20 protein-coding genes are annotated in these 19718 nt (G+C 60.2%); 9 read left to right on the top strand and 11 right to left on the bottom strand.

Translation table 11 applies throughout. From position 1 onward, the window contains the following. Nucleotides 1-65 precede the first annotated feature (65 nt). Nucleotides 66-2603: a PAS domain-containing protein gene (locus tag FW764_RS20920; protein WP_446435509.1), complete on the top strand. Its 2538-nt coding sequence runs from the start codon at nt 66-68 to the stop codon at nt 2601-2603. 50 nt (nt 2604-2653) lie between these two features. Continuing rightward, the gene (locus FW764_RS20925; RefSeq protein ID WP_003174397.1) at nt 2654-2929 is read left to right on the top strand and encodes a peptidylprolyl isomerase; all 276 of its coding nucleotides are present in this window, start codon (nt 2654-2656) and stop codon (nt 2927-2929) included. Nucleotides 2930-3057: 128 nt separating this feature from the next. Here the strand turns inward: FW764_RS20925 and FW764_RS20930 are convergent, their stop codons facing one another. From FW764_RS20930 to FW764_RS20965, 8 genes are all read right to left on the bottom strand, one after another. Then, nucleotides 3058-3963 (bottom strand): sugar kinase, encoded by a 906-nt coding sequence (locus FW764_RS20930; protein WP_446435510.1) that lies wholly within the window; start codon nt 3961-3963, stop codon nt 3058-3060. A gap of 65 nt (nt 3964-4028) precedes the next feature. Continuing rightward, complete coding sequence (locus FW764_RS20935; protein ID WP_446435511.1) at nt 4029-5237, bottom strand: amino acid deaminase; 1209 nt, start codon at nt 5235-5237, stop codon at nt 4029-4031. A gap of 8 nt (nt 5238-5245) precedes the next feature. Continuing rightward, the gene (locus tag FW764_RS20940) at nt 5246-6010 is read right to left on the bottom strand and encodes an IclR family transcriptional regulator (RefSeq protein WP_106580124.1); all 765 of its coding nucleotides are present in this window, start codon (nt 6008-6010) and stop codon (nt 5246-5248) included. Nucleotides 6011-6112: 102 nt separating this feature from the next. Beyond that, nucleotides 6113-6502: a RidA family protein gene (locus FW764_RS20945; RefSeq protein WP_122541444.1), complete on the bottom strand. Its 390-nt coding sequence runs from the start codon at nt 6500-6502 to the stop codon at nt 6113-6115. Nucleotides 6503-6516: 14 nt separating this feature from the next. Further along, nucleotides 6517-7299: an amino acid ABC transporter ATP-binding protein gene (locus FW764_RS20950; RefSeq protein WP_446435512.1), complete on the bottom strand. Its 783-nt coding sequence runs from the start codon at nt 7297-7299 to the stop codon at nt 6517-6519. Further along, nucleotides 7296-7958: an amino acid ABC transporter permease gene (locus FW764_RS20955; RefSeq protein ID WP_053255671.1), complete on the bottom strand. Its 663-nt coding sequence runs from the start codon at nt 7956-7958 to the stop codon at nt 7296-7298. The genes FW764_RS20950 and FW764_RS20955 overlap by 4 nt, the downstream gene beginning before the upstream one ends. A gap of 11 nt (nt 7959-7969) precedes the next feature. Continuing rightward, nucleotides 7970-8632 carry an amino acid ABC transporter permease gene (locus FW764_RS20960; RefSeq protein WP_446435513.1) on the bottom strand — a complete coding sequence of 221 codons (663 nt, stop codon included), beginning with the start codon at nt 8630-8632 and terminating at the stop codon, nt 7970-7972. A gap of 51 nt (nt 8633-8683) precedes the next feature. Continuing rightward, complete coding sequence (locus FW764_RS20965) at nt 8684-9532, bottom strand: transporter substrate-binding domain-containing protein (RefSeq protein WP_446435514.1); 849 nt, start codon at nt 9530-9532, stop codon at nt 8684-8686. Nucleotides 9533-9887: 355 nt separating this feature from the next. On the opposite strand from FW764_RS20965, the gene FW764_RS20970 reads away from it, so the two are divergent. Both FW764_RS20970 and FW764_RS20975 read left to right on the top strand, forming a co-directional pair. Continuing rightward, nucleotides 9888-10136, top strand: a complete 249-nt coding sequence (locus FW764_RS20970) for a hypothetical protein (RefSeq protein ID WP_446435515.1) — start codon at nt 9888-9890, stop codon at nt 10134-10136. Between the two features lie 96 nt (nt 10137-10232). After that, entirely contained in the window at nt 10233-10643 is a 411-nt protein-coding gene (locus tag FW764_RS20975; RefSeq protein ID WP_446435516.1) for a thioredoxin family protein, read from the top strand. Here FW764_RS20975 and FW764_RS20980 read toward each other — a convergent pair. From FW764_RS20980 to rpiB, 3 genes are all read right to left on the bottom strand, one after another. Next, nucleotides 10573-12138 (bottom strand): TerC family protein, encoded by a 1566-nt coding sequence (locus tag FW764_RS20980; protein WP_446435517.1) that lies wholly within the window; start codon nt 12136-12138, stop codon nt 10573-10575. The two genes, FW764_RS20975 and FW764_RS20980, sit on opposite strands and share 71 nt — an antisense overlap. A gap of 289 nt (nt 12139-12427) precedes the next feature. Continuing rightward, the gene (locus FW764_RS20985) at nt 12428-13408 is read right to left on the bottom strand and encodes a sugar-binding transcriptional regulator (RefSeq protein WP_053255665.1); all 981 of its coding nucleotides are present in this window, start codon (nt 13406-13408) and stop codon (nt 12428-12430) included. 63 nt (nt 13409-13471) lie between these two features. Beyond that, on the bottom strand, nt 13472-13933 hold the full coding sequence (rpiB, locus tag FW764_RS20990) for a ribose 5-phosphate isomerase B (RefSeq protein WP_446435518.1): 462 nt from the start codon (nt 13931-13933) through the stop codon (nt 13472-13474). 283 nt (nt 13934-14216) lie between these two features. On the opposite strand from rpiB, the gene FW764_RS20995 reads away from it, so the two are divergent. From FW764_RS20995 to FW764_RS21015, 5 genes are all read left to right on the top strand, one after another. Further along, entirely contained in the window at nt 14217-15704 is a 1488-nt protein-coding gene (locus FW764_RS20995) for a sugar ABC transporter ATP-binding protein (RefSeq protein ID WP_446435519.1), read from the top strand. Then, on the top strand, nt 15701-16678 hold the full coding sequence (locus tag FW764_RS21000; protein ID WP_446435520.1) for an ABC transporter permease: 978 nt from the start codon (nt 15701-15703) through the stop codon (nt 16676-16678). The genes FW764_RS20995 and FW764_RS21000 overlap by 4 nt, the downstream gene beginning before the upstream one ends. A gap of 34 nt (nt 16679-16712) precedes the next feature. Further along, a complete protein-coding gene (locus FW764_RS21005; protein WP_446435521.1) occupies nt 16713-17720 on the top strand; it encodes a substrate-binding domain-containing protein in 1008 nt (335 codons plus the stop codon). A gap of 71 nt (nt 17721-17791) precedes the next feature. After that, a complete protein-coding gene (locus FW764_RS21010; RefSeq protein WP_446435522.1) occupies nt 17792-18547 on the top strand; it encodes an SDR family oxidoreductase in 756 nt (251 codons plus the stop codon). Nucleotides 18548-18573: 26 nt separating this feature from the next. Then, nucleotides 18574-19689 carry an MDR/zinc-dependent alcohol dehydrogenase-like family protein gene (locus FW764_RS21015; RefSeq protein WP_446435523.1) on the top strand — a complete coding sequence of 372 codons (1116 nt, stop codon included), beginning with the start codon at nt 18574-18576 and terminating at the stop codon, nt 19687-19689. The last annotated feature ends 29 nt before the right edge of the window (nt 19690-19718 follow it).

A 19718-nucleotide genomic window follows, 5' to 3' on the forward strand; every position in this document is an offset into this window, starting at 1 on the left:
CGTTCCCAACTCGCGGGATAATCGGCTTTTGTGGTTTTTCAAAGTGTTATGCGTAGGGCTTTTTCATGAACGGAACATGCACCGGTAGCGAGGCTGCTGCATTGATTGCACGGCTGGACTGGGCGCAAAGCCCACTCGGTGAGGCCAATGACTGGCCGCAAAGCCTGCGCACAGCCGTCGATATCGTGGTCCACTCACCGATGCCGATGCTGTTACTGTGGGGCAGCCAACTCACTCAGCTCTACAACGATGGCTTCGCTTCGCTCGCGGGCAACAAACACCCCGGCGCCATGGGCCAACCGGCGCATGAGACGTGGCCAGAGCTTGCGAGCTTCACCGCGCCGATCTACGACGCCGTGCTTACCGGCCAGGTGCGCACGTTCAGCGAACAGCGCTTCGTGCTGCAACGCAACCACCGTGACACCGAAATCTGGCTCGACCTGACTTACAGCCCAGTGCGCGATGAACGCGGTACGGTGGCCGGTATCCTGGTCACCGCTATCGAAACCAACGAACGCCGCAGCAAGGCCCTCGAACTGCAACAGCGCTCCGAAGACAGCCTCAAGGCCCAGCACAACACCGAGCAGCGCCTGCAACTTGCGTTGGCGGCGACCGATGCAGTTGGCACCTGGGACTGGGATATCGGCGAAGACCGCTTTATCGCCGACGCCCATTTCGCCCACCTGCACGGCGTTGACCCGAGTGACGCCGGCCTGCTGCCCATCAGCGACTACCTGCACGGCGTGCACCCCGAAGACCGCGGCATGGTGGCGCGCAGCATCAAGCATTGCATCACCTTCGGCACCGAATACGCCGAGGAATACCGCCTGCTGCAAGCCGATGGTCAAGTGCGCTGGGTGTTTGCCCGGGGCCGTTGCTACAAAGACCCGCAAGGCCGCCCGGCACGCTTTTTAGGTGCCGCGCTGGACCTGACCGAGCGTAAACACACCGAGCACGCGTTGCGCCAGAGTCAGACCGAGCTGCAGTTGATCATCAACGCCATGCCGGTATTGATTGGCTATGTCGACCACGAGCAGCGGTTTCGCCTGAACAACAGCGCGTACTTGGAGTGGTACGGCATGACGCCACAGGAGCTGTACGGCAAAAGTATCCGCGAAGTGATCGGCGACGAGCTGTATGCCGGGCGTGAGGACAAGATCGCCGCTGCGCTCAAAGGCAAGGCGTGCAGCTTCATGACTGTCACGCCGCACCACGACGGTCGACCGCGCCACGCCTTGATGAAGTACCTGCCGCGCTTCAGCAATGACGGTTCGGTGAACGGTTTCTACATCTTTGTCATCGATGAAACCGAACGCAAACTCACCGAAGAAGCCCTGCGCCATCTCAACGAAAACCTCGAAGAACGGGTGGCCCAGCGCACCCAGGCGCTGGCCGAGGCGAACCAGCGCCTGCAAAACGAGATGTTCGAGCGCGAACGTGCCGAAGATGCCTTGCGCCATGCGCAGAAGATGGAAGCGGTGGGCCAGCTGACCGGCGGTATCGCCCATGATTTCAACAATATGCTCACCGGGATTATCGGCAGCCTGGACCTGATGCAGCGCTATATCGCCGCCGGGCGCAGCGATGAAATCGGCCGGTTCACCGACGCGGCCGTGTCCTCTGCCCATCGTGCGGCCGCCCTCACCCACCGACTGCTGGCGTTCTCACGGCGCCAGTCGCTGGACCGTCGCCCGCTTGACCCCAACCAACTGGTGGCGTCCCTGGAAGAGTTGTTCCGCCGCACCAAAGGCGCGCACATCGCGCTCAAGGTGGAGCTGGGCCGCGATATCTGGGCGGTGAACACCGATGCCAGCCAGCTGGAAAATGCGCTGCTCAACCTGGTGATCAACGCACGCGACGCAATGCCCGACGGTGGCGAATTGCTCATTGAAACCGCCAACAGCTACCTCGACGGCACTGACATCACCACCCTCGAACCCGTTAAGGCCGGCGATTACGTGATGCTCGGCGTGAGTGACAACGGCAGCGGCATGGCACCGAAAATCCTCGCCAAGGCATTTGACCCATTCTTCACCACCAAGCCTATCGGCCAGGGCACCGGCCTTGGGCTGTCAATGATCTACGGGTTTGCCCAGCAGTCCGGCGGCCACGTGACCATTCAAAGCGAACCCGGCCAGGGCACCTGCGTGCGTCTGTACCTGCCGCGCCTGCATGGCACCGCGCTGGAAAGCAATCTGCCGCAACATCTGGGCGAAGCGCCCCTGGCGCTGGCCGGTGAAGCCGTGGTGGTGGTTGAGGATGACCCCGCCGTGCGTATGCTGGTGATCAATGTGCTGGATGAATTGGGCTACACCGCGCACCAGGCGGCAGATGCACGCACGGCGCTGCCGTTGCTGGAGTCGGATTTGCGTGTAGACCTGCTGGTGACCGATGTCGGCCTGCCAGGCATGAACGGCCGCCAACTGGCGGAAATTGCCCGCCAGCACCGGCCTGGCCTGCGCGTGTTGTTCATGACCGGTTACGCTGAAAAAGCCGCCGAGCGCCAAGGTTTCCTGGAAGCCGGCATGGACATGGTGGCCAAGCCATTTTCCATCGACCTGCTGGCGACGAAAATCCGCAGCATGATCAGCGTCGACGAATGAGTTCAGGCATAATCGCGCGCCCTTACGTTTGACCGTTGCAAGGTAACAACATGAAAGCCCAAGCCCGTCACATCCTGGTGAAAACCAGTGAAGAAGCCGAACAGCTCAAGCAGCGCATCGCCAAGGGCGAAGCGTTTGATGTGCTGGCCAAAAAGTACTCGACCTGCCCGTCCGGCAAGCGCGGCGGTGACCTGGGTGAAGTGCGGCCGGGGCAAATGGTGGGGGCGATTGATGCGGTGATCTTCAAGAAACCGGTGAAGGTGGTGCATGGGCCGATCAAGAGCAAGTTTGGGTACCACTTGGTGCAGGTGTTTTACCGAGATTAAGTGGTTGGCTTGAGACCGCTATCGCAGGCAAGCCAGCTCCCACACTTGATTGCATTTCAACTGAAGGAATGCAGTCAAATGTGGGAGCCGGGCTTGCCCGCGATCCGCCGCAGGCGGCCATTCAACCGCTACTTCGGTATCAGCGCACCAGGCACTTGGATCACGCGGCTTGCCAACCGATGCCCAGCCAAGGCCGCCGTCTCTGGCGAACCACCCTTCAGCCGACCGGCCAAATACGCCGCACTGAACGAATCCCCCGCCGCCGTGGTGTCCACCACCTTCTCGACCTTCAACGCCGGCACGGCAAAGTGCTCGCCCTCACAACGGATCAAACACGCATCTGCCCCGCGTTTAAGCACCACTTCTTCAATCGCCGGGTACGCGGCAAACACCTGCTCGCTGTCGATATACCCAAACAATGCACGTTCGTCATCCTCGGTCAGCAAGGCAATATCCACCTGCGCCAACACCCGCTGATACGCGGTGCGCGCCGCCTCGACACTGGCCCACAAGCGCGGCCGGTAGTTATTGTCGAAGACCACCTTGCCACCGCGCCTGCGGGTTTCGAGCAAGGTTTGCAGCAAACGCTCACGCCCGATTTCACCCAGTACCGCCAGGGTGATGCCGCTGAAATACACCACGTCATAGCCCGGCAATGCCGCCAGGATCGGCTCAGCCGCAGGCGTGGTGAAGCAATCGCGCACGGCAGCTTCATTGCGCCAGTAGAGGAATTTGCGTTCGCCGTTGGCGTCCGTCTGGATGCAGTACAAGCCCGGCAAACGCCCGGGCAGGCGTTGGACCATGCCCAGGCCCAGGCCTTCTTCGAGCCACTGCTGGCACATGGCATCGCTGAAACTGTCATCGCCCAGGGCGGTGACGTAGTCGACGCTGCCGACAGCGCCCAGCTCACGGCGCAGGTACACCGCCGCGTTCAGGGTGTCGCCGCCGAAGCTTTGTTGCAGGCTTGCATCGGCGCGGTGCTGGAGTTCGATCATGCATTCGCCGATGAGGGCGATGCGCGGTTGTGTGTTCATAGCCAATGTCTCTGGTGGGCGTTAAGGCCTCATCGCAGGCAAGCCAGCGATGGGCGCGACGCGGTTTAGAAGCAGGTCTGCAGCGACTCGATGACCTGCAACTGCTCATCCACCAGGCAGCCCACTTGCCATTTGTCGAACGTCAGGCACGGGTGTGAAGTGCCGAAGGAAATGATGTCGCCGATACGCAGCTCAACCCCCGGTGCGACGGACATAAACGCGTGCTGATCCATCACGGCAGTGACTTTGCAGGCGCTCACGTCATCGCCTTCCACCGGCAGGATACCGGCCTTGTAGCGCTTGAGCGGTACCGGTAAGCCGGCGTCGTAGGCCACGTCGCGCTTGCCCAGGGCGATGACCGCAAAGCCTGGCTCAGGCATCGATTGCACGTGTGCCCAGACTTCCAGCGCCGGGCGCAGGCCTTCGCTGAGGTCGCTGCGACGGTCGAGCACGCAGCATTGCGCGTCTTTGTAGATGCCGTGGTCGTGGGCCACATAGCTGCCAGGGCGCAGCACGCTGAGGAAGCGGCCACCAGCGTTTTGGGTCTCGAAGGACTCGGCGATCAGGTCGTACCAGGCCGAGCCCGAGGCGGTGATGATCGGCTTGGGCAGGTCGAAAGCGCCGTTGTTTTGCAGGTCGACCGCCAAGCGCACCAGGCTGGCGGCGAAGTCGCGTATGCCGCTGATCGCGTGCTCGCCGTGAATCACGCCTTCGTAGCCTTCAATGCCGGTGAGAGCCAGGGCTGGCTGGGCTTTGATCGCCTTGGCCAGCTCGCGCACCTCCTGCTCGCTGCGGCAACCGCAACGGCCGCCGACCACGCCGTACTCAATCATCACGTTCAAGCGCAGGCCACGGGCGGCGAAGAACAGGCCCAGGTCGGCGACGTTGTCCGGATGATCGACCATGCAGTGGAAGTCGAAATCGTTGTCGGCCAACAGGTCAGCAATCAATGCCATGTTCGGCGCGCCGACCAGTTGGTTGGCCATCAACACACGGCGTACGCCACCGGCATAGGCGGCGCGGGTTTGCACCGCGCTGGCCAGGGTGATGCCCCAAGCGCCCGCCTCGATCTGGCGCTGGAACAACGCCGGCATCATGCTGGTTTTGCCGTGGGGTGCGAGTTCTGCGCCGCTGTTGCTGACAAATGCCTGCATCCAGCGAATGTTGTGCTCCAGGGCGTCGCGGTGCAGCACCAGAGCCGGCAGGCTGACGTCGCGGACCAGGTGAGCACCGACGGTGGCGGCGCCTTTTTCAACGGCATTAAGGGCAGACATGAAAACTCCTATTCGTTGATGCGACGGGCCAGGTTATTGGCGCTGTCGATCAACACCCGGCGATAGTCGTTATAGTTTTTGATCGCGTCAGCCCGTGGGGCAACGATGCACAAGGTCGCAATACTGATGCCTTGCGCGTCCCGCACCGGGGCCGCGAAACAATGGGTAAAGGTGTCGGCGACGCTGTCGAAGGAGAAGAACCCATCGAGGGTGGCCTGGCGGATTTGCGCCAGGAAGGTTTCCAACGGCAGGCGCTGGCCGTCCGGCAGGATGAAATCGTCGTAGTCGATCAGGTCGATGATTTGCTGGTCACTCAAGTGCCCCAGCAGCAGGCGCCCGGAAGCGGTCCACGGGATCGGCGCGTTTTCACCGATGTCCGACGAGATGCGAAAATGCCGCTCACCTTCGCGCATCAGCGCCACCGTGTATTTGCGCCCGTTGAGCAGGCACATCTGCGCGGTTTCGTGGGTTTGGCTGACGATTTCCTGCAGAGCGTGGTCGGCCTCGCGGGTCAGGTCGAAATGGCGCAGGTGCGCCTGGCCCAGAAAGTACAGCTGGCGGCCGAGGTAGACGTGACCGTCCTTGCCCACCGTTTCCAGGATGCGCCGCTCCAGCAGGGATGCGACCAACTCATAGACGGTGGATTTGGGGCTGCCGATGCCGCTGGCAATATCATTCGGGCGCAGGGGCTGGCCGATCTCCTTGAGAAAGTCGAGGATGTCGAATGCACGGTCCAGGCCTTTGGCGCGGCGTTTGATGGTGTCTTCGGTCATGGCAGTTTCGGTCCGGTCATAGTGGTAATGCCGCACAGTGAACCCCTGTGGGGGCTTGCTAGCTCCCACATTGGATCTCCTATGGCTTTAAGAATGGGGCATTTAGCCTTTTTTCTTGTAGGCCACGCAATCAATCTCAACCTTACAGTCCACCATCATGTTGGCCTGTACACAGGCACGCGCCGGGGCGTGTTCCGGGGTGAAGTATTCGCCGAATACCTTGTTGAAACTCCAGAAGTCCCGTGGGTCTTCCAGCCATACACCCACGCGCACCACGTCTTTGAGTTCGTAGCCGGCCTCTTCCAGAATCGCCACCACATTGCGCAGGGTCTGGCGGGTTTGCTCGACGATGCCGCCGTTGATGATTTCACCGTCCACCGCTGGCACCTGGCCCGAGACGTAGAGCCAACCGTCTGCTTCCACTGCACGCGCGAAAGGACGAGGTTGGCCACCGCCGGCGGTGCTGCCGGTGCCGTAACGAGTAATGCTCATAAAGTTGCTCCTGATTAAAAACGAATGTTCTTCAAAAACTCTGCCAGGCGCGGCGATTGTGGGCGCTCGAAGATGTCCTTCGCGCTGCCCTGCTCTTCAATACGGCCCTGGTTCATGAATACGATCTTGTCTGATACTTCATAGGCAAAGCGCATTTCGTGGGTGACCAGCAACATGGTCATACCCTCTTCCGCCAGGCCCTTGATCACACTGAGCACTTCGCCCACCAACTCCGGATCGAGAGCCGAGGTGACTTCGTCGAACAGCATCAGGCTTGGGTTCATCGCAATCGCACGGGCAATCGCCACACGCTGCTGCTGGCCGCCGGACAATTGGCCGGGGAAGTGGTTGCGCCGCTCCAGCAAGCCAACGCGGTCCAGCCATTTTTCGGCCAGGGCCACCGCTTCGTCCTTGCCCATCTTCTTGACCTTGAGCAGGCCGAGGGTGACGTTTTGCAAGGCCGTCAGATGCGGAAACAGGTTGAACTGCTGGAACGCCATGCCGGTCATCGCACGGTGTTGGGCGATCACACGCTCGGGGTGACGCACGCGCTTGCCGGCGATTTCGCTGTAGCCGATGGACTCGCCATCCAGGGTGATCTGCCCGTCCTGGAACTCCTCCAGCAGGTTGACGCAACGCAACAGCGTGGTCTTGCCCGAGCCGCTGGAGCCGATCAAGGTCACCACGTTGCCGCGCTGCATGGACAGGTCGACGCCCTTGAGTACTTCGACCTGGCCATATTGTTTACGCAGGCCGCGAATGTTCAGCAGCGGCTGGTCTGTTTGAGGTTGGTTCATGGCAAGGCCACCCGCTTTTCAATGTAGCGCCCGAATAACTCGATGGCGTAGTTGATGACAAAGAACAGAAACCCGGCGAACAGGTAGAACTCCAGGGTCATGAAGGTTCGCGCAATCACTTGCTGTGTGCTCAGCAGTAACTCAGCCACGCCAATCACCGAGAGCAAGGTCGAAGCCTTGACGATTTCCGTGGAGGAATTGACCCAGGTCGGCAATATCTGTCGCAGCGCCTGAGGCAACAGCACGTAGCCCAAGGATTGGTAGAACGTCAGGCCAATCGCCTTGCCCGCTTCCAGTTGCCCACGGGGGATGGCTTGCAACGCGCCGCGCACAATTTCCGAGACATGCGAGCCGCAGAACAACGTCAGCCCGACCGCACCGGCCTGGAACGCGGTGATCTGCCAACCGAGCGCCGGCAGCATGTAGAAACACGCCAGCACCAGCACAAACACTGGCGTGCCACGGATCAGGTCAACGTACAGACGAAACGGCGCACGCATCCAGAATTTGCCATAGGTCAGGATCAACCCTGCGAAGATACCGATCAGCGTGCCAAAGATAATCGCCAGCACCGAGCAGTAGATACTGGTCTGAAACCCCGCCCAGAGGGTATCCCGGGCGATCCACAACTCATGCAGCCAGCTGGGGGACTCATACATGGAAACCCTCCTTAACGACGGATCGCCAGACGCTGTTCCAGGTAACGGAGCAGCATGGCGATGAAATAACAGGCGGCCACGTAGAGCGCGGTCGTGACCATCCAGGTTTCAATCACCCGGTAGCTTTCGACGTTGATCTTGCGGGCGTAATAGGTCAGCTCCGGTACCGCGATAGCGGCGGCCAGCGAGGTGTCCTTGAACAGCGAAATGAAGTTGTTCGACAGCGCCGGCAACACGTTGCGCAGCATCACCGGCACGGTGATGTAGGCACGAATGCGCCACTCGCCCAAGCCGATGGCCAACCCGGCCTCACGCAAGCCCTTGGGAATATTCAGCAACCCGGCACGGAACACTTCGGTCAGGTAGGCACCGGCATACAGCGACAGGGTGATGATGAAGGAAGGGATTTTGTCGAGGCGAACCCCCAGCGACGGCAGTGCAAAGTAGATCAACAAAATCAGCACGAGGATCGGCGTATTGCGGATCACCGTCACGTACACCGAGGCGAAGATTCGCAACGCGCGGTGCCTGGACAGCATGGCAAACGCCATCATCAGGCCGATCACGCAGCCAATCGCGATCGACAGCAGTGCCAGCTCAAGGCCCAGGCCGAGCCCCGCCAGCAAGCTGGGAAAATCACGCCACACGGCGGCAAAGTTCAACTGATAGTTCATGGTCGGCAGTACCTGATTGGGGCGTCGTCAGCGACGCCCCAGGGTTACGATTTACTTGAACTCAACTGGGAAACCGATCGCGGGCTCTGGCAAATCCACACCGAACCACTGCTTGAACGAAGCTTTGTAGGTGGGGAATTCCACGCCGGTCATGGCTTCATGCAACGCAGTGTTGACGAAGTTCAGCCAGTCCTGGTCGCCACGCTTGACCGCGCACGCGTAGGTTTGCGGGCTCCAGGCGTAGGTCGGGCTGCGGTAGCGGCCTGGGTTCTGCACCATCAGGTACTTGACCGAAGATTGGTCAGTGGCGGCCGCATCGGCGCGGCCGGAGTTCACCGCCTGGTACATCAGGTCAACACTGTCGTACTGGTCAACCTTGGCTTTGGGCAGTGCCTGGTGCACCAGTTCTTCGGCGTAGACGTTTTGCAGCACAGCAACAGTGACACCCTCGCCGGCCGCTTGCAGGTCTTCGATTTCTTTGTACTTGCTGTTGTTCGGCAACAGCAGGCCCACGCCTTCGCGGTAGTACGGCAAGGTAAAGGCAACCTGCTGCGCACGGCTGGCGGTGACGGTAATGAACTGGCAACTCATGTCGACTTTGTCGGTCAGCAGGTTGGGAATACGTGCGTCGGAGGACTGCACCACAAACTCGACCTTGCTCGGGTCGTTGAACAACCCCTTGGCGACGATGCGGCCGATGTCGATATCAAAACCCTGCAACTTGCCATCCGCTCCCTGGAAGTGCCACGGCGCATTGGTACTGCCTGTACCCACGATGAGATGCCCACGCTTGAGCACATCATCGAGCTTGCTGTCCGCCGCCTGCACAACGCTTGCGAGGGAAGCCGATGCGGCGAAGAGAAAAACACACGCTTTAAACACGGAAGGTCGGTGATGCATGACAAGCACTCCAGGAGTTGTGTATTCCGCTATACCGGAACTTAGTATGTAACAACGGAATAGACAGCAGAAAGTGTGCCATACGTAGTGGCAGAAACATATGACGGGGATAAATTCGTTTTGAATCAGGTAGATAAATTTTTCGGGAAGGCAGGCGCTGAGCCAGCAGTTGAGGCCAGCTTGCTACTCAAGGCCACACAATGCGGTGACAGGGTTATGGCGCGCACCCTTGAAGCGTTACCGTGCACCGTAGCGGGGCCGTGCGCCACTCACTACAAAGGGTTTCGTTGCCAAACTCTGGTTGATTTTTTGGGTTGGGCTAGGCTGGGAATATCGGCGTGTAGGAGCCTGCGTGATGAAGTTAAGCCTTAGTGTGGTTTTGCTGTGCTGTTTGGCGGCCGGCACGGCTTCGGCCAGTAATGATCGGCGCGAGTGCAAGGAAGAGTTGACCAAGCTCAAGGAGGCCTTCAACACGGACTATACCAGCCAGAACCACCATGGTTACCGCAAGGCGAAGGCCTCACGGGATAACGAGGAATACCGGAAATGCGCGAGCCAGGCGCGCAAAGCTCGCGAACGCGTGGAGCGTGACGCAGACGTGTGAGCGTGTCTACCTGTGAAGGTTGACAGTAGACGGTGGTGATCTCTCGATTTAGCGTACTCGCTACAGCTACTTGGCCGGGTACACAAGGAGATCGTCATGGGTGCTGCGATAACGGAAATCAGGAACCACAACGAATACCAGCAGATATTGGAAAACCATCCACTGGTTATCGCGCTGTTTACGTCTGAATTCTGCCCGGGCTGTGTGGGGGCCGACGCACGCTTTAATAACATCGCTGAAAAATACGCAGACCGCGTAAAAAGCATGCTCCTGAAAACGGAAAACACGCCGAGGATAGAAGGCGTCGACGGCACCCCTACCCTGGTGGTCTACAAAGATGGCATCGAGGTCAAAAACATCAAGGGAATCGGCAACCCGACCCCCTCGACGGACTCGAAAATCCCCAACGAACAGGAAGTGTTGTTGGCGAAAGTGTTCAGCGAGTACGCGGCAGGGATACCAACAGCACCTGTGTCACCCGCCGCTCCTCCACCACCGCCACGGTAAGGCGCCAGCCTTCATGCTCCAGGCTGTCACCGACCACCGGCAAGCGATCGAGCAGGCTCATCACTAAACCTGCGAGGGTTTGATAGTCGTCAGTGGGCGCGGCCTGGAAGCCGGTGCGCTGGCGAATCTGGTTAAGGGTCAACGCACCATTGGCGCGAAAACCCTCACCTTCCTCGACGATATCCGGCCCTTCAATCTCGCTGGCGTCCGGCAATTCACCAGCGATGGATTCGAGAATGTCGGTCATGCTCAACACGCCCATGAAATCGCCGAATTCGTTAATCACGAAGGCAATATGGGTCGATTCCTGACGCATCTGCTCCAGGGCGTTGAGGATCGAAAAGCTCTCCAACAAGTTGATCGCACGGCGCGCCAAGTGCTCCAGATTCGGCTCGTTGCCAGCCAGGTATTCCTTGAGCAGCTCCTTCTTGTGCACGAAGCCTAATGGCTCATCGACAGCGCCGTTGCGGATCAACGGCAGCCGCGAGTAGGACGAATGCATCAGTTTCAGGCGAATAGTGTCGCCATCGTCCGCCAGATCAATACAGTCGACCTTGGCCCGTGGGGTCATCAAGGTGCGGATCGGCCGCTCGGCCAATTGCAGCACGCCGCTGATCATCACGCGTTCGCGTCGGTCGAACAGCGGCCCCTGGGCCGCGTCCGGCTCGCCCATCAGGTCGGCAACGTCGTCATCCATGCCCTCCACAGCCAGACTGCGACCGCCGAGCAAACGCATCACCGCATGCGCGGTACGCTGACGAACCGGCAAGGTGCCCTGTGCCGACTTCTTGCGACGGGCGCGGGCAATCTGGTTGAACACCTCAATCAGAATCGAGAAACCAATCGCCGCATACAGGTAGCCCTTCGGAATATGGAAGCCCAGGCCCTCGGCAGTCAGGGCAAAACCGATCATCATCAAGAAGCCCAGGCACAGCATGATCACCGTCGGGTGCGCGTTGACGAAGCGGGTCAGCGGCTTGCTGGCCACGATCATCAGACCGATGGACACGATCACTGCGATCATCATCACCGCCAGTTCATCCACCATGCCCACGGCGGTAATCACTGCGTCGAGGGAGAACACTGCGTCGAGCACCACGATCTGCGCGACGATCGGCCAGAACATCGCATACGCCACATTGCCAGAGCGCTGGGCCACATGACCTTCAAGGCGCTCATGCAATTCCATGGTGGCCTTGAACAACAGGAACACACCACCAAACAGCATGATCAGGTCACGGCCGGAGAAGCTCTTGTCGAACACCTCGAACAAGGGCTGGGTCAGCGTCACCAACCAGGAAATACTCGCCAGTAAGCCCAGGCGCATCAGCAGCGCCAGGGACAAACCGATCAACCGCGCCCGGTCGCGCTGCTCCGGCGGCAGCTTGTCCGCGAGGATCGCGATAAACACCAGGTTGTCGATGCCCAGCACCAGTTCCAGCACAATCAAGGTCAACAGGCCGAGCCAGGCCGTTGGATCCGCTAACCATTCCATTTATAGAGTCTCGTAATAGATTTCAGAATGCCAGACACGGCAAAGCGCGGTCAGTGGACCGGGACAAGGTTAGCAGTCGGAATACGGGATGCTTTAGCGGAAACAGCGACAGTGGGTGTCTTGGGGAAAGACGACTGGGAGGCTCCGAGAGGGTGTTCATGCAAGTCCTGCTGTGAAAAAAGGACTTGAATCGTACAGTCGAAACCCAAATTTCCCACAACGCAAAACTATTACAAAATCTGTCCTCCAAACCCACATAAGCCAGGTCCACATTGTGGACCTGCGCCGGTCAGGTTTTTCGTGTCGCATCGTCAAGCGCCAAAATCGTATGCGCATTCGTCACCGTCGTCGCCAGCGTATTAATCACCCCCGACCGCAACGCCCCCAAGGTCGCCGCCGCCTTGGTGTTCTCACTGGCAATCGCCACCACATCCGGGATACGAAACAATTCCTGCACCGTCAACCCGATCACCCGCCCTTGAATCGCATTGACCGCCGGCTGCCCATGAATGTCGATAAAGTCATAGCCCATCATGTCGCCCACCGTGCCGGACAACCGCGCCTGGGCAATTTCCTGCGGTGAGAACCAGCCCATGCGCACCATGTTGCTGTTCTCGCTCATGTCGCCAATGCCGATCAGCGCAATATCCGCCCGCCGCGCCCGATCCAGGGTCGAGCGTACTGTGTCGTTATTGATCAACACTCCACGCAGCTCAGGGTTCGCTACCAGCGCCGGGGCGTACAGGCTTTCACTTTCACCGCCAAAGCGCAGCGCAAGGCGCCTGCAAATATGGTCGGGGTTCATGTACTCGCCAGCCTTGAGCGAACCGCCGATGGCACACACAAATGTGCAATTGCGCGTCACCGGCAAAAACACGTTATCGGCCACCGCCCCGACGTTACGGCCCATGCCCACGGCGACAATCATGCCGTCACTCAAGGTTTTGTTCAGGTAGTTGGCCACCAGGCTGGCAACAGCCGAACGCTGGGTGTCGGGGTCACTGTGGTCGACGGCGATCAACGCACGGTCGAGTTTGAAGCGCTCCACCAGCGCCCGTTCCAGCTCGTTGTTCATCGCCGGGTGCTGTAACACGCGCACCTCGACAATGCCTTCATCGCGCGCACGCTTGAGCAGGCGGCTGACTTTCGCGCGTGACAGGTCGAAGCGCTTGGCGATAGCTTCCTGAGTGACGTTCTCGAGGTAATAGAGCATCGCCACTTCGGTCATTTGATCGATATCGCTGGCTATGCGCTGGGTACTGTCACTCATGGGGACGGGCTTCCGTTTCGGCGTCAAAGGCGCATTCTCCCGACTCTTGCCCCGTTCCGTCCACTACTGATGCCCATCACGCTCGATCGCATTGATGCGCTCGACCTTGGCCCCGGAACGCGCCGCCTCGAACTCCGACGCAAGGAACGCGGCGACGATGCTTTTGGCCAGCTCCGCGCCGATCACCCGCGCGCCGATGGACAGGATCTGCGCATCGTTGCTCTTGCGCGCCCGCTCCGCCGAATACGTGTCATGCGCCTGCGCAGCCCGAATGCCCAGCACCTTATTGGCCGAGATAGCCATGCCGATCCCGGTGCCACACACCAGCACGCCCAGGCGCTGCTGCCCGGCCTTGATGGCATTGGCCACCGCCAGGGCGATGTCCGGGTACAGCACCGGCGCGGTGGAGTGGGTGCCGAAGTCGGTCACCGGGTAACCCAACGCCTCGATATGGCGCTTCAACAGCTCTTTGAGCTCAAAACCCGCTTCATCGCATCCGATAGCCACCGGGAAAGGTGTGTTCATGGCGTCTGGCTCCGCTGCCGTGATCGTACTTATGACTGATCATATGATCACTCAATGAAATTTCGCTCAGTCATTTCGCGGGTATTCAGCCCTTCCTGTCAAGCGAGTTTTAACTGACCTCGCAGTCAAAGCCCTATAAAAGGGCATTGCGACCCAGACAGACGAGATTCACACCTTTTAAGTGAAAGAGATTGACCGATCAGAATTTCATTTGATACACATATGATCACAGCAAAACATGACTGTGCGACCTAATAAGAATTCACAGCACGAGGACACGCCGATGGCCACGCCATTACTGCTCCAGGCTGAACACGTCGCCAAGGCTTACGCCGGGGTGCCTGCCCTGCGTGACGGGCGCCTCTCTCTGCGGGCCGGCAGCGTCCATGCGTTGTGCGGCGGCAACGGCGCCGGCAAGTCAACCTTCCTGAGCATCCTGATGGGCATCACCCAACGTGACGCCGGGAGCATTCTGCTCAACGGTGCAGCCGTGCAGTTCAACCGCCCGAGCGAAGCTTTGGCGGCGGGGATCGCGATGATCACCCAGGAGCTGGAACCCATCCCTTATATGACCGTCGCCGAAAATATCTGGCTGGGCCGTGAGCCGCGCCGTGCTGGCTGTATCGTCGACAGCAAGACCCTCAATCGCCGCACCCGCGAGCTGCTCGAAAGCCTGGAATTCGACGTCGACGCCACCAGCCCCATGCACCGCCTGAGCGTGGCACAGGTGCAACTGGTGGAAATCGCCAAGGCCTTCAGCCATGACTGCCAAGTGATGATCATGGACGAACCCACCTCGGCCATCGGCGAGCGCGAGGCGCAAACCCTGTTCAAGGCGATCCGCCGCCTCACCGCACGTGGCGCTGGCATCGTCTATGTGTCGCACCGTTTGAGTGAACTGGCGCAGATCGCCGATGACTACAGCATCTTTCGCGACGGCGCCTTTGTGGAAAGCGGGCGCATGGCCGATATCGACCGCAACCACCTGGTACGTGGCATCGTCGGCCAGGAACTGACGCGCATCGACCACAAGGTCGGCCGCGAATGCGCCGCCGCCACCTGCCTGCAAGTCAACAACCTGAGCCGTAACGGCGAGTTTCACGACATCAGCCTGCAACTGCGCCAGGGCGAAATCCTCGGCATCTATGGCCTGATGGGCTCGGGGCGCAGCGAGTTTCTCAACTGCATCTACGGCCTGACCGTGGCGGACTCCGGCAGCGTCACCCTGCAAGGCAAGCCCATGCCCGCAGGCTTGCCCAAGGCCACGATCAACGCCGGCATGTCGCTGGTCACCGAAGACCGCAAAGACAGCGGCCTGGTGCTCACCGGTAGCATTCTTTCCAACATTGCACTGTCGGCCTACAAGCGCCTGTCAAGTTGGTCGCTGATCAATGCGCGCAAGGAAGCCCAACTGGCGCAGGACATGGTTAAGCGCCTGCAGATCAAAACCACCTCACTGGCGTTGCCGGTGGCCTCCATGAGCGGCGGCAACCAGCAGAAAGTGGTGCTCGCCAAATGCCTGTCGACCGAGCCGGTGTGCCTGCTTTGCGATGAACCCACCCGGGGCATTGATGAAGGCGCCAAGCAAGAGATCTATCACTTGCTTGACCAGTTCGTGCGTGCCGGTGGCGCGGCCATTGTGGTCTCGTCCGAAGCCCCGGAGTTGCTGCACCTGAGTGATCGCATCGCCGTATTCAAGGGCGGCCGGCTGGTGACCATCAGCAGCAACACCGCCCTTTCCCAGGAAGCTTTGTTGAGTCTTGCCTCATGAATGCCAAAACCATTGCTGCACCCATTACAGCCTCCCCCCGTAACCGTCTGCGCCTGTCTCTTGACCGTTTCGGCCTGCCGCTGGTGTTTATCCTGCTATGCGTGGTGATGGCGTTTTCCAGCGAATACTTCATGACCTGGCGCAACTGGATGGACATCCTGCGCCAGACGTCCATCAACGGCATCCTCGCGGTGGGCATGACCTACGTGATTTTGACCAAGGGCATCGACCTGTCAGTGGGCTCGATCCTGGCGTTCGCCGGGCTGTGCAGCGCCATGGTCGCCACCCAGGGTTACGGCCTGCTGGCGGCGGTCAGTGCCGGGATGTTTGCCGGGGCAATGCTCGGTGTGGTCAACGGTTTTATGGTCGCCAACCTGTCGATCCCGCCGTTCGTGGCCACCCTCGGCATGCTCAGCATCGCGCGGGGCATGACCTTTATCCTCAACGACGGCAGCCCCATCACCGACCTGCCCGACGCCTACCTGGCGCTAGGCATCGGCAAAATCGGGCCGATTGGCGTACCGATTGTGATCTTCGCCGTGGTCGCACTGATCTTCTGGATGGTGCTGCGCTACACCACCTACGGGCGCTATGTGTACGCGGTGGGCGGCAACGAAAAGAGCGCGCGCACCTCCGGCATCGGCGTGCGCAAGGTGATGTTTTCGGTGTACGTGGTCTCGGGTCTGCTCGCAGGTTTAGCCGGTGTGGTGCTGTCGGCACGCACCACTTCTGCCCTGCCCCAGGCTGGGGTTTCCTATGAGCTGGACGCGATTGCCGCTGTGGTAATCGGCGGTACCAGCTTGTCGGGCGGCACCGGCAGCATTGTCGGCACGCTGTTTGGTGCGCTGCTGATCGGGGTGATCAACAACGGGCTGAACCTGCTCGGCGTGTCCTCGTATTACCAGCAGGTCGCCAAGGGCCTGATCATCGTGTTCGCAGTACTGATCGATGTGTGGCGCAAGAAAAAACGCTAGAGAACGACCCACAACAATAACCGGAGTTCTACTCATGAAACTTGGTACCACTTTGGCCGCTGCGGCGACCCTCTCCCTGCTCGCCAGCAGTATCGCGCTGGCCGCCGATGGCAAGACCTACAAAGTCGGCGCAGCCGTCTACGGCCTCAAGGGCCAGTTCATGCAGAACTGGGTCCGCGAGCTGAAGGAACACCCGGCGGTCAAGGACGGCACCGTGCAGTTGACCGTGTTCGACGGCAACTACGACGCCCTGACCCAGAACAACCAGATCGAAAACATGGTGACCCAGCACTACGACGCCATTCTGTTCGTACCAATCGACACCAAGGCCGGCGTGGGTACCGTGAAGCAAGCCATGAGCAACGACGTGGTGGTCATCGCCTCCAATACGAAAGTAGCCGATGCCTCCGTGCCTTACGTGGGTAACGATGACGTGGAAGGCGGCCGCCTGCAGGCCCAGGCCATGGTCGACAAGCTCAACGGTAAAGGCAATGTGGTGATCATCCAGGGCCCGATTGGCCAATCGGCGCAGATCGACCGGGAAAAAGGCGAGCTGGAAGTGCTAGGCAAGCACCCGGACATCAAGATCATCGAGAAAAAGACCGCCAACTGGGACCGCGCCCAGGCCATGACCCTCACCGAAGACTGGTTGAACGCGCACCCCAAAGGCATCAACGGCGTGATCGCACAGAACGACGACATGGCCCTGGGCGCTGTGCAGGCCCTCAAGTCCCACGGACTGACATCCAAAGACGTGCCGGTGACCTCCATCGACGGCATGCCGGACGCGATCCAGGCGGCGAAGAAAGACGAAGTCACCACCTTCCTCCAAGACGCTCAGGCCCAGTCCCAAGGCGCGCTGGACGTGGCGCTGCGTACGCTGGCGGGCAAGGACTACAAGCCGCAGTCGGTGATCTGGGAGCGTTATGCCAAGGACGTGAAGTGGGCGGATGGCACCGCCAAGAACTACATCTTGCCGTGGGTGCCAGTGACCAACGCCAACGCCGATGCGCTGTACAAACAAGTCAGCGGCGGTAAGTAGCTTTCACCTTGAAATAAGGTCAAGCCTGCTTCCACATTGGACCTCTCGCGCTTTTGATAGAGGAGTCATGCATGTCTGGATTCTGGAACCAAGCCTTCGACCTCACCGGTCGTTGCGCGGTGATCACCGGTGGTGCCGCCGGGATTGGCCTGGCCTGCGCCACTTTGCTGGCAGAGCGCGGCGCACGCGTGGCCTTGCTCGACCGTGACCCGGCGGTGGCTGAAGTCGCCGCCAGCCTGGGCACCGAGCACCTGGGCCTTGCCGTCGACCTCAGCCAGATCGGCCAGGTACACCACTCCATCGACCTGGTGTTCGAACATTTCCAACGCCTGGATTACCTGATCAACAGCGCTGGCATTGTCCTGCTGGACAAGGCCGTCGACGTCAGCGAAAGCGCCTGGGACAGCACCCTCGATATCAACCTCAAAGCCAGCTTCTTCGTGGCCCAGGCCTGCGCCAAACACATGCTGGGCAACGGCGGCGGGCGCATCGTCAACCTCGCCTCGCAAGCCGCCGTGATTGGCCTGGACCGCCACGTCGCCTACTGCGCAAGCAAGGCGGCCATCGTCGGCATGACCAAGGTGTTGGCAATGGAGTGGGCGCCGCAGATCAACGTCAACGCCATCTCCCCGACCATCGTCGAGACCGCTCTGGGCAAGAAAGCCTGGGCCGGTGAGGTGGGCGAACGGGCCAAACTGCAGATCCCGGCGGGCCGCTTCGCCCAGCCGGAAGAAATCGCCGGGCTGGCGTTGTACCTGCTCAGCGATGCCGCGCAGATGATCACCGGCGCCAACATGGTGATCGACGGCGGCTACAGCATTCAGTAATTCATCTTTTGTCGTGAGGTTTTGTCATGTCCACCGTCACCGAACGCACCCCTGAACAGCTCGCCCCCAGCATCCCGAAAACCATGCAGGCCGTGGTCTGCCATGGCCCGCAAGACTACCGCCTGGAAACCGTCGATGTGCCCACGCCCGGGCCTGACGAGATTCTCACCAAAGTCGAGCTGTGCGGCATCTGCATGGGCGATATCAAGACCTATCGCGGCGCGCCGTCGTTCTGGGGCGACGCCGAGCAACCGCGCTACGTGAAACCGCCGATGATCCCCGGGCATGAATTCGTCTGCCGCGTGGTTGCCCTCGGCCCAGGCGCAGAAAAACGCGGCGTGGCGGTGGGTGACCGGGTGATCTCCGAGCAGATTGTGCCGTGCTGGGGCTGCCGCTTCTGCAACCACGGCCAGTACTGGATGTGCCAGAAGCATGACCTGTATGGCTTCCAGAACAATGTGCAGGGCGCCATGGCCCAGTACATGATATTCACCAAGGAAGGCATCATCCACAAAGTGCCGGAATCCATCGCCCCCGACGAAGCCATCCTGATTGAACCACTGGCCTGCTCGCTGCATGCCGCCGAGCGCGCCAATGTCGACCATGACGACGTGGTGGTGGTGGCCGGTGCCGGCACCCTGGGCCTGGGCATCATCGGCGCCGTGCGCCTGCGCAATCCGAAAAAGCTGATCGTGCTGGACATGAAACCCGAACGCGCCGCCCTCGCCCTGCGCATGGGCGCCGACGAAGTGTGGAACCCGGCCGACGTCGACGTCATGGCCAACATCCGCGCAATCACCGACGGTTATGGCTGCGACATTTATATCGAAGCCACCGGGCATCACAAGGCAGTCAACCAGGGCCTGGCGATGCTGCGCAAGCTGGGGCGTTTTGTCGAATTCAGCGTCTTTAATGATGAGGCCACGGTAGATTGGTCGATCATCGGCGACCGCAAGGAGTTGGACATTCTGGGCTCACACCTGGGCCCGTACATGTACCCGCGCGCCATCGACTTTATCGGCAACCGCAAGATCGACATGCGCGACGTGGTGACCCACAAATTTGCGCTGGCGGACTTCAAGGAAGCGTTTGCGGTGATGGAGCGCGGCGACAAGTCGCTGAAGGTTGTGCTGGAACCTTAAAAACACCACCTATCCAATTGTGGGAGCTG

Source organism: Pseudomonas sp. 1152_12 (genome assembly GCF_052850675.1).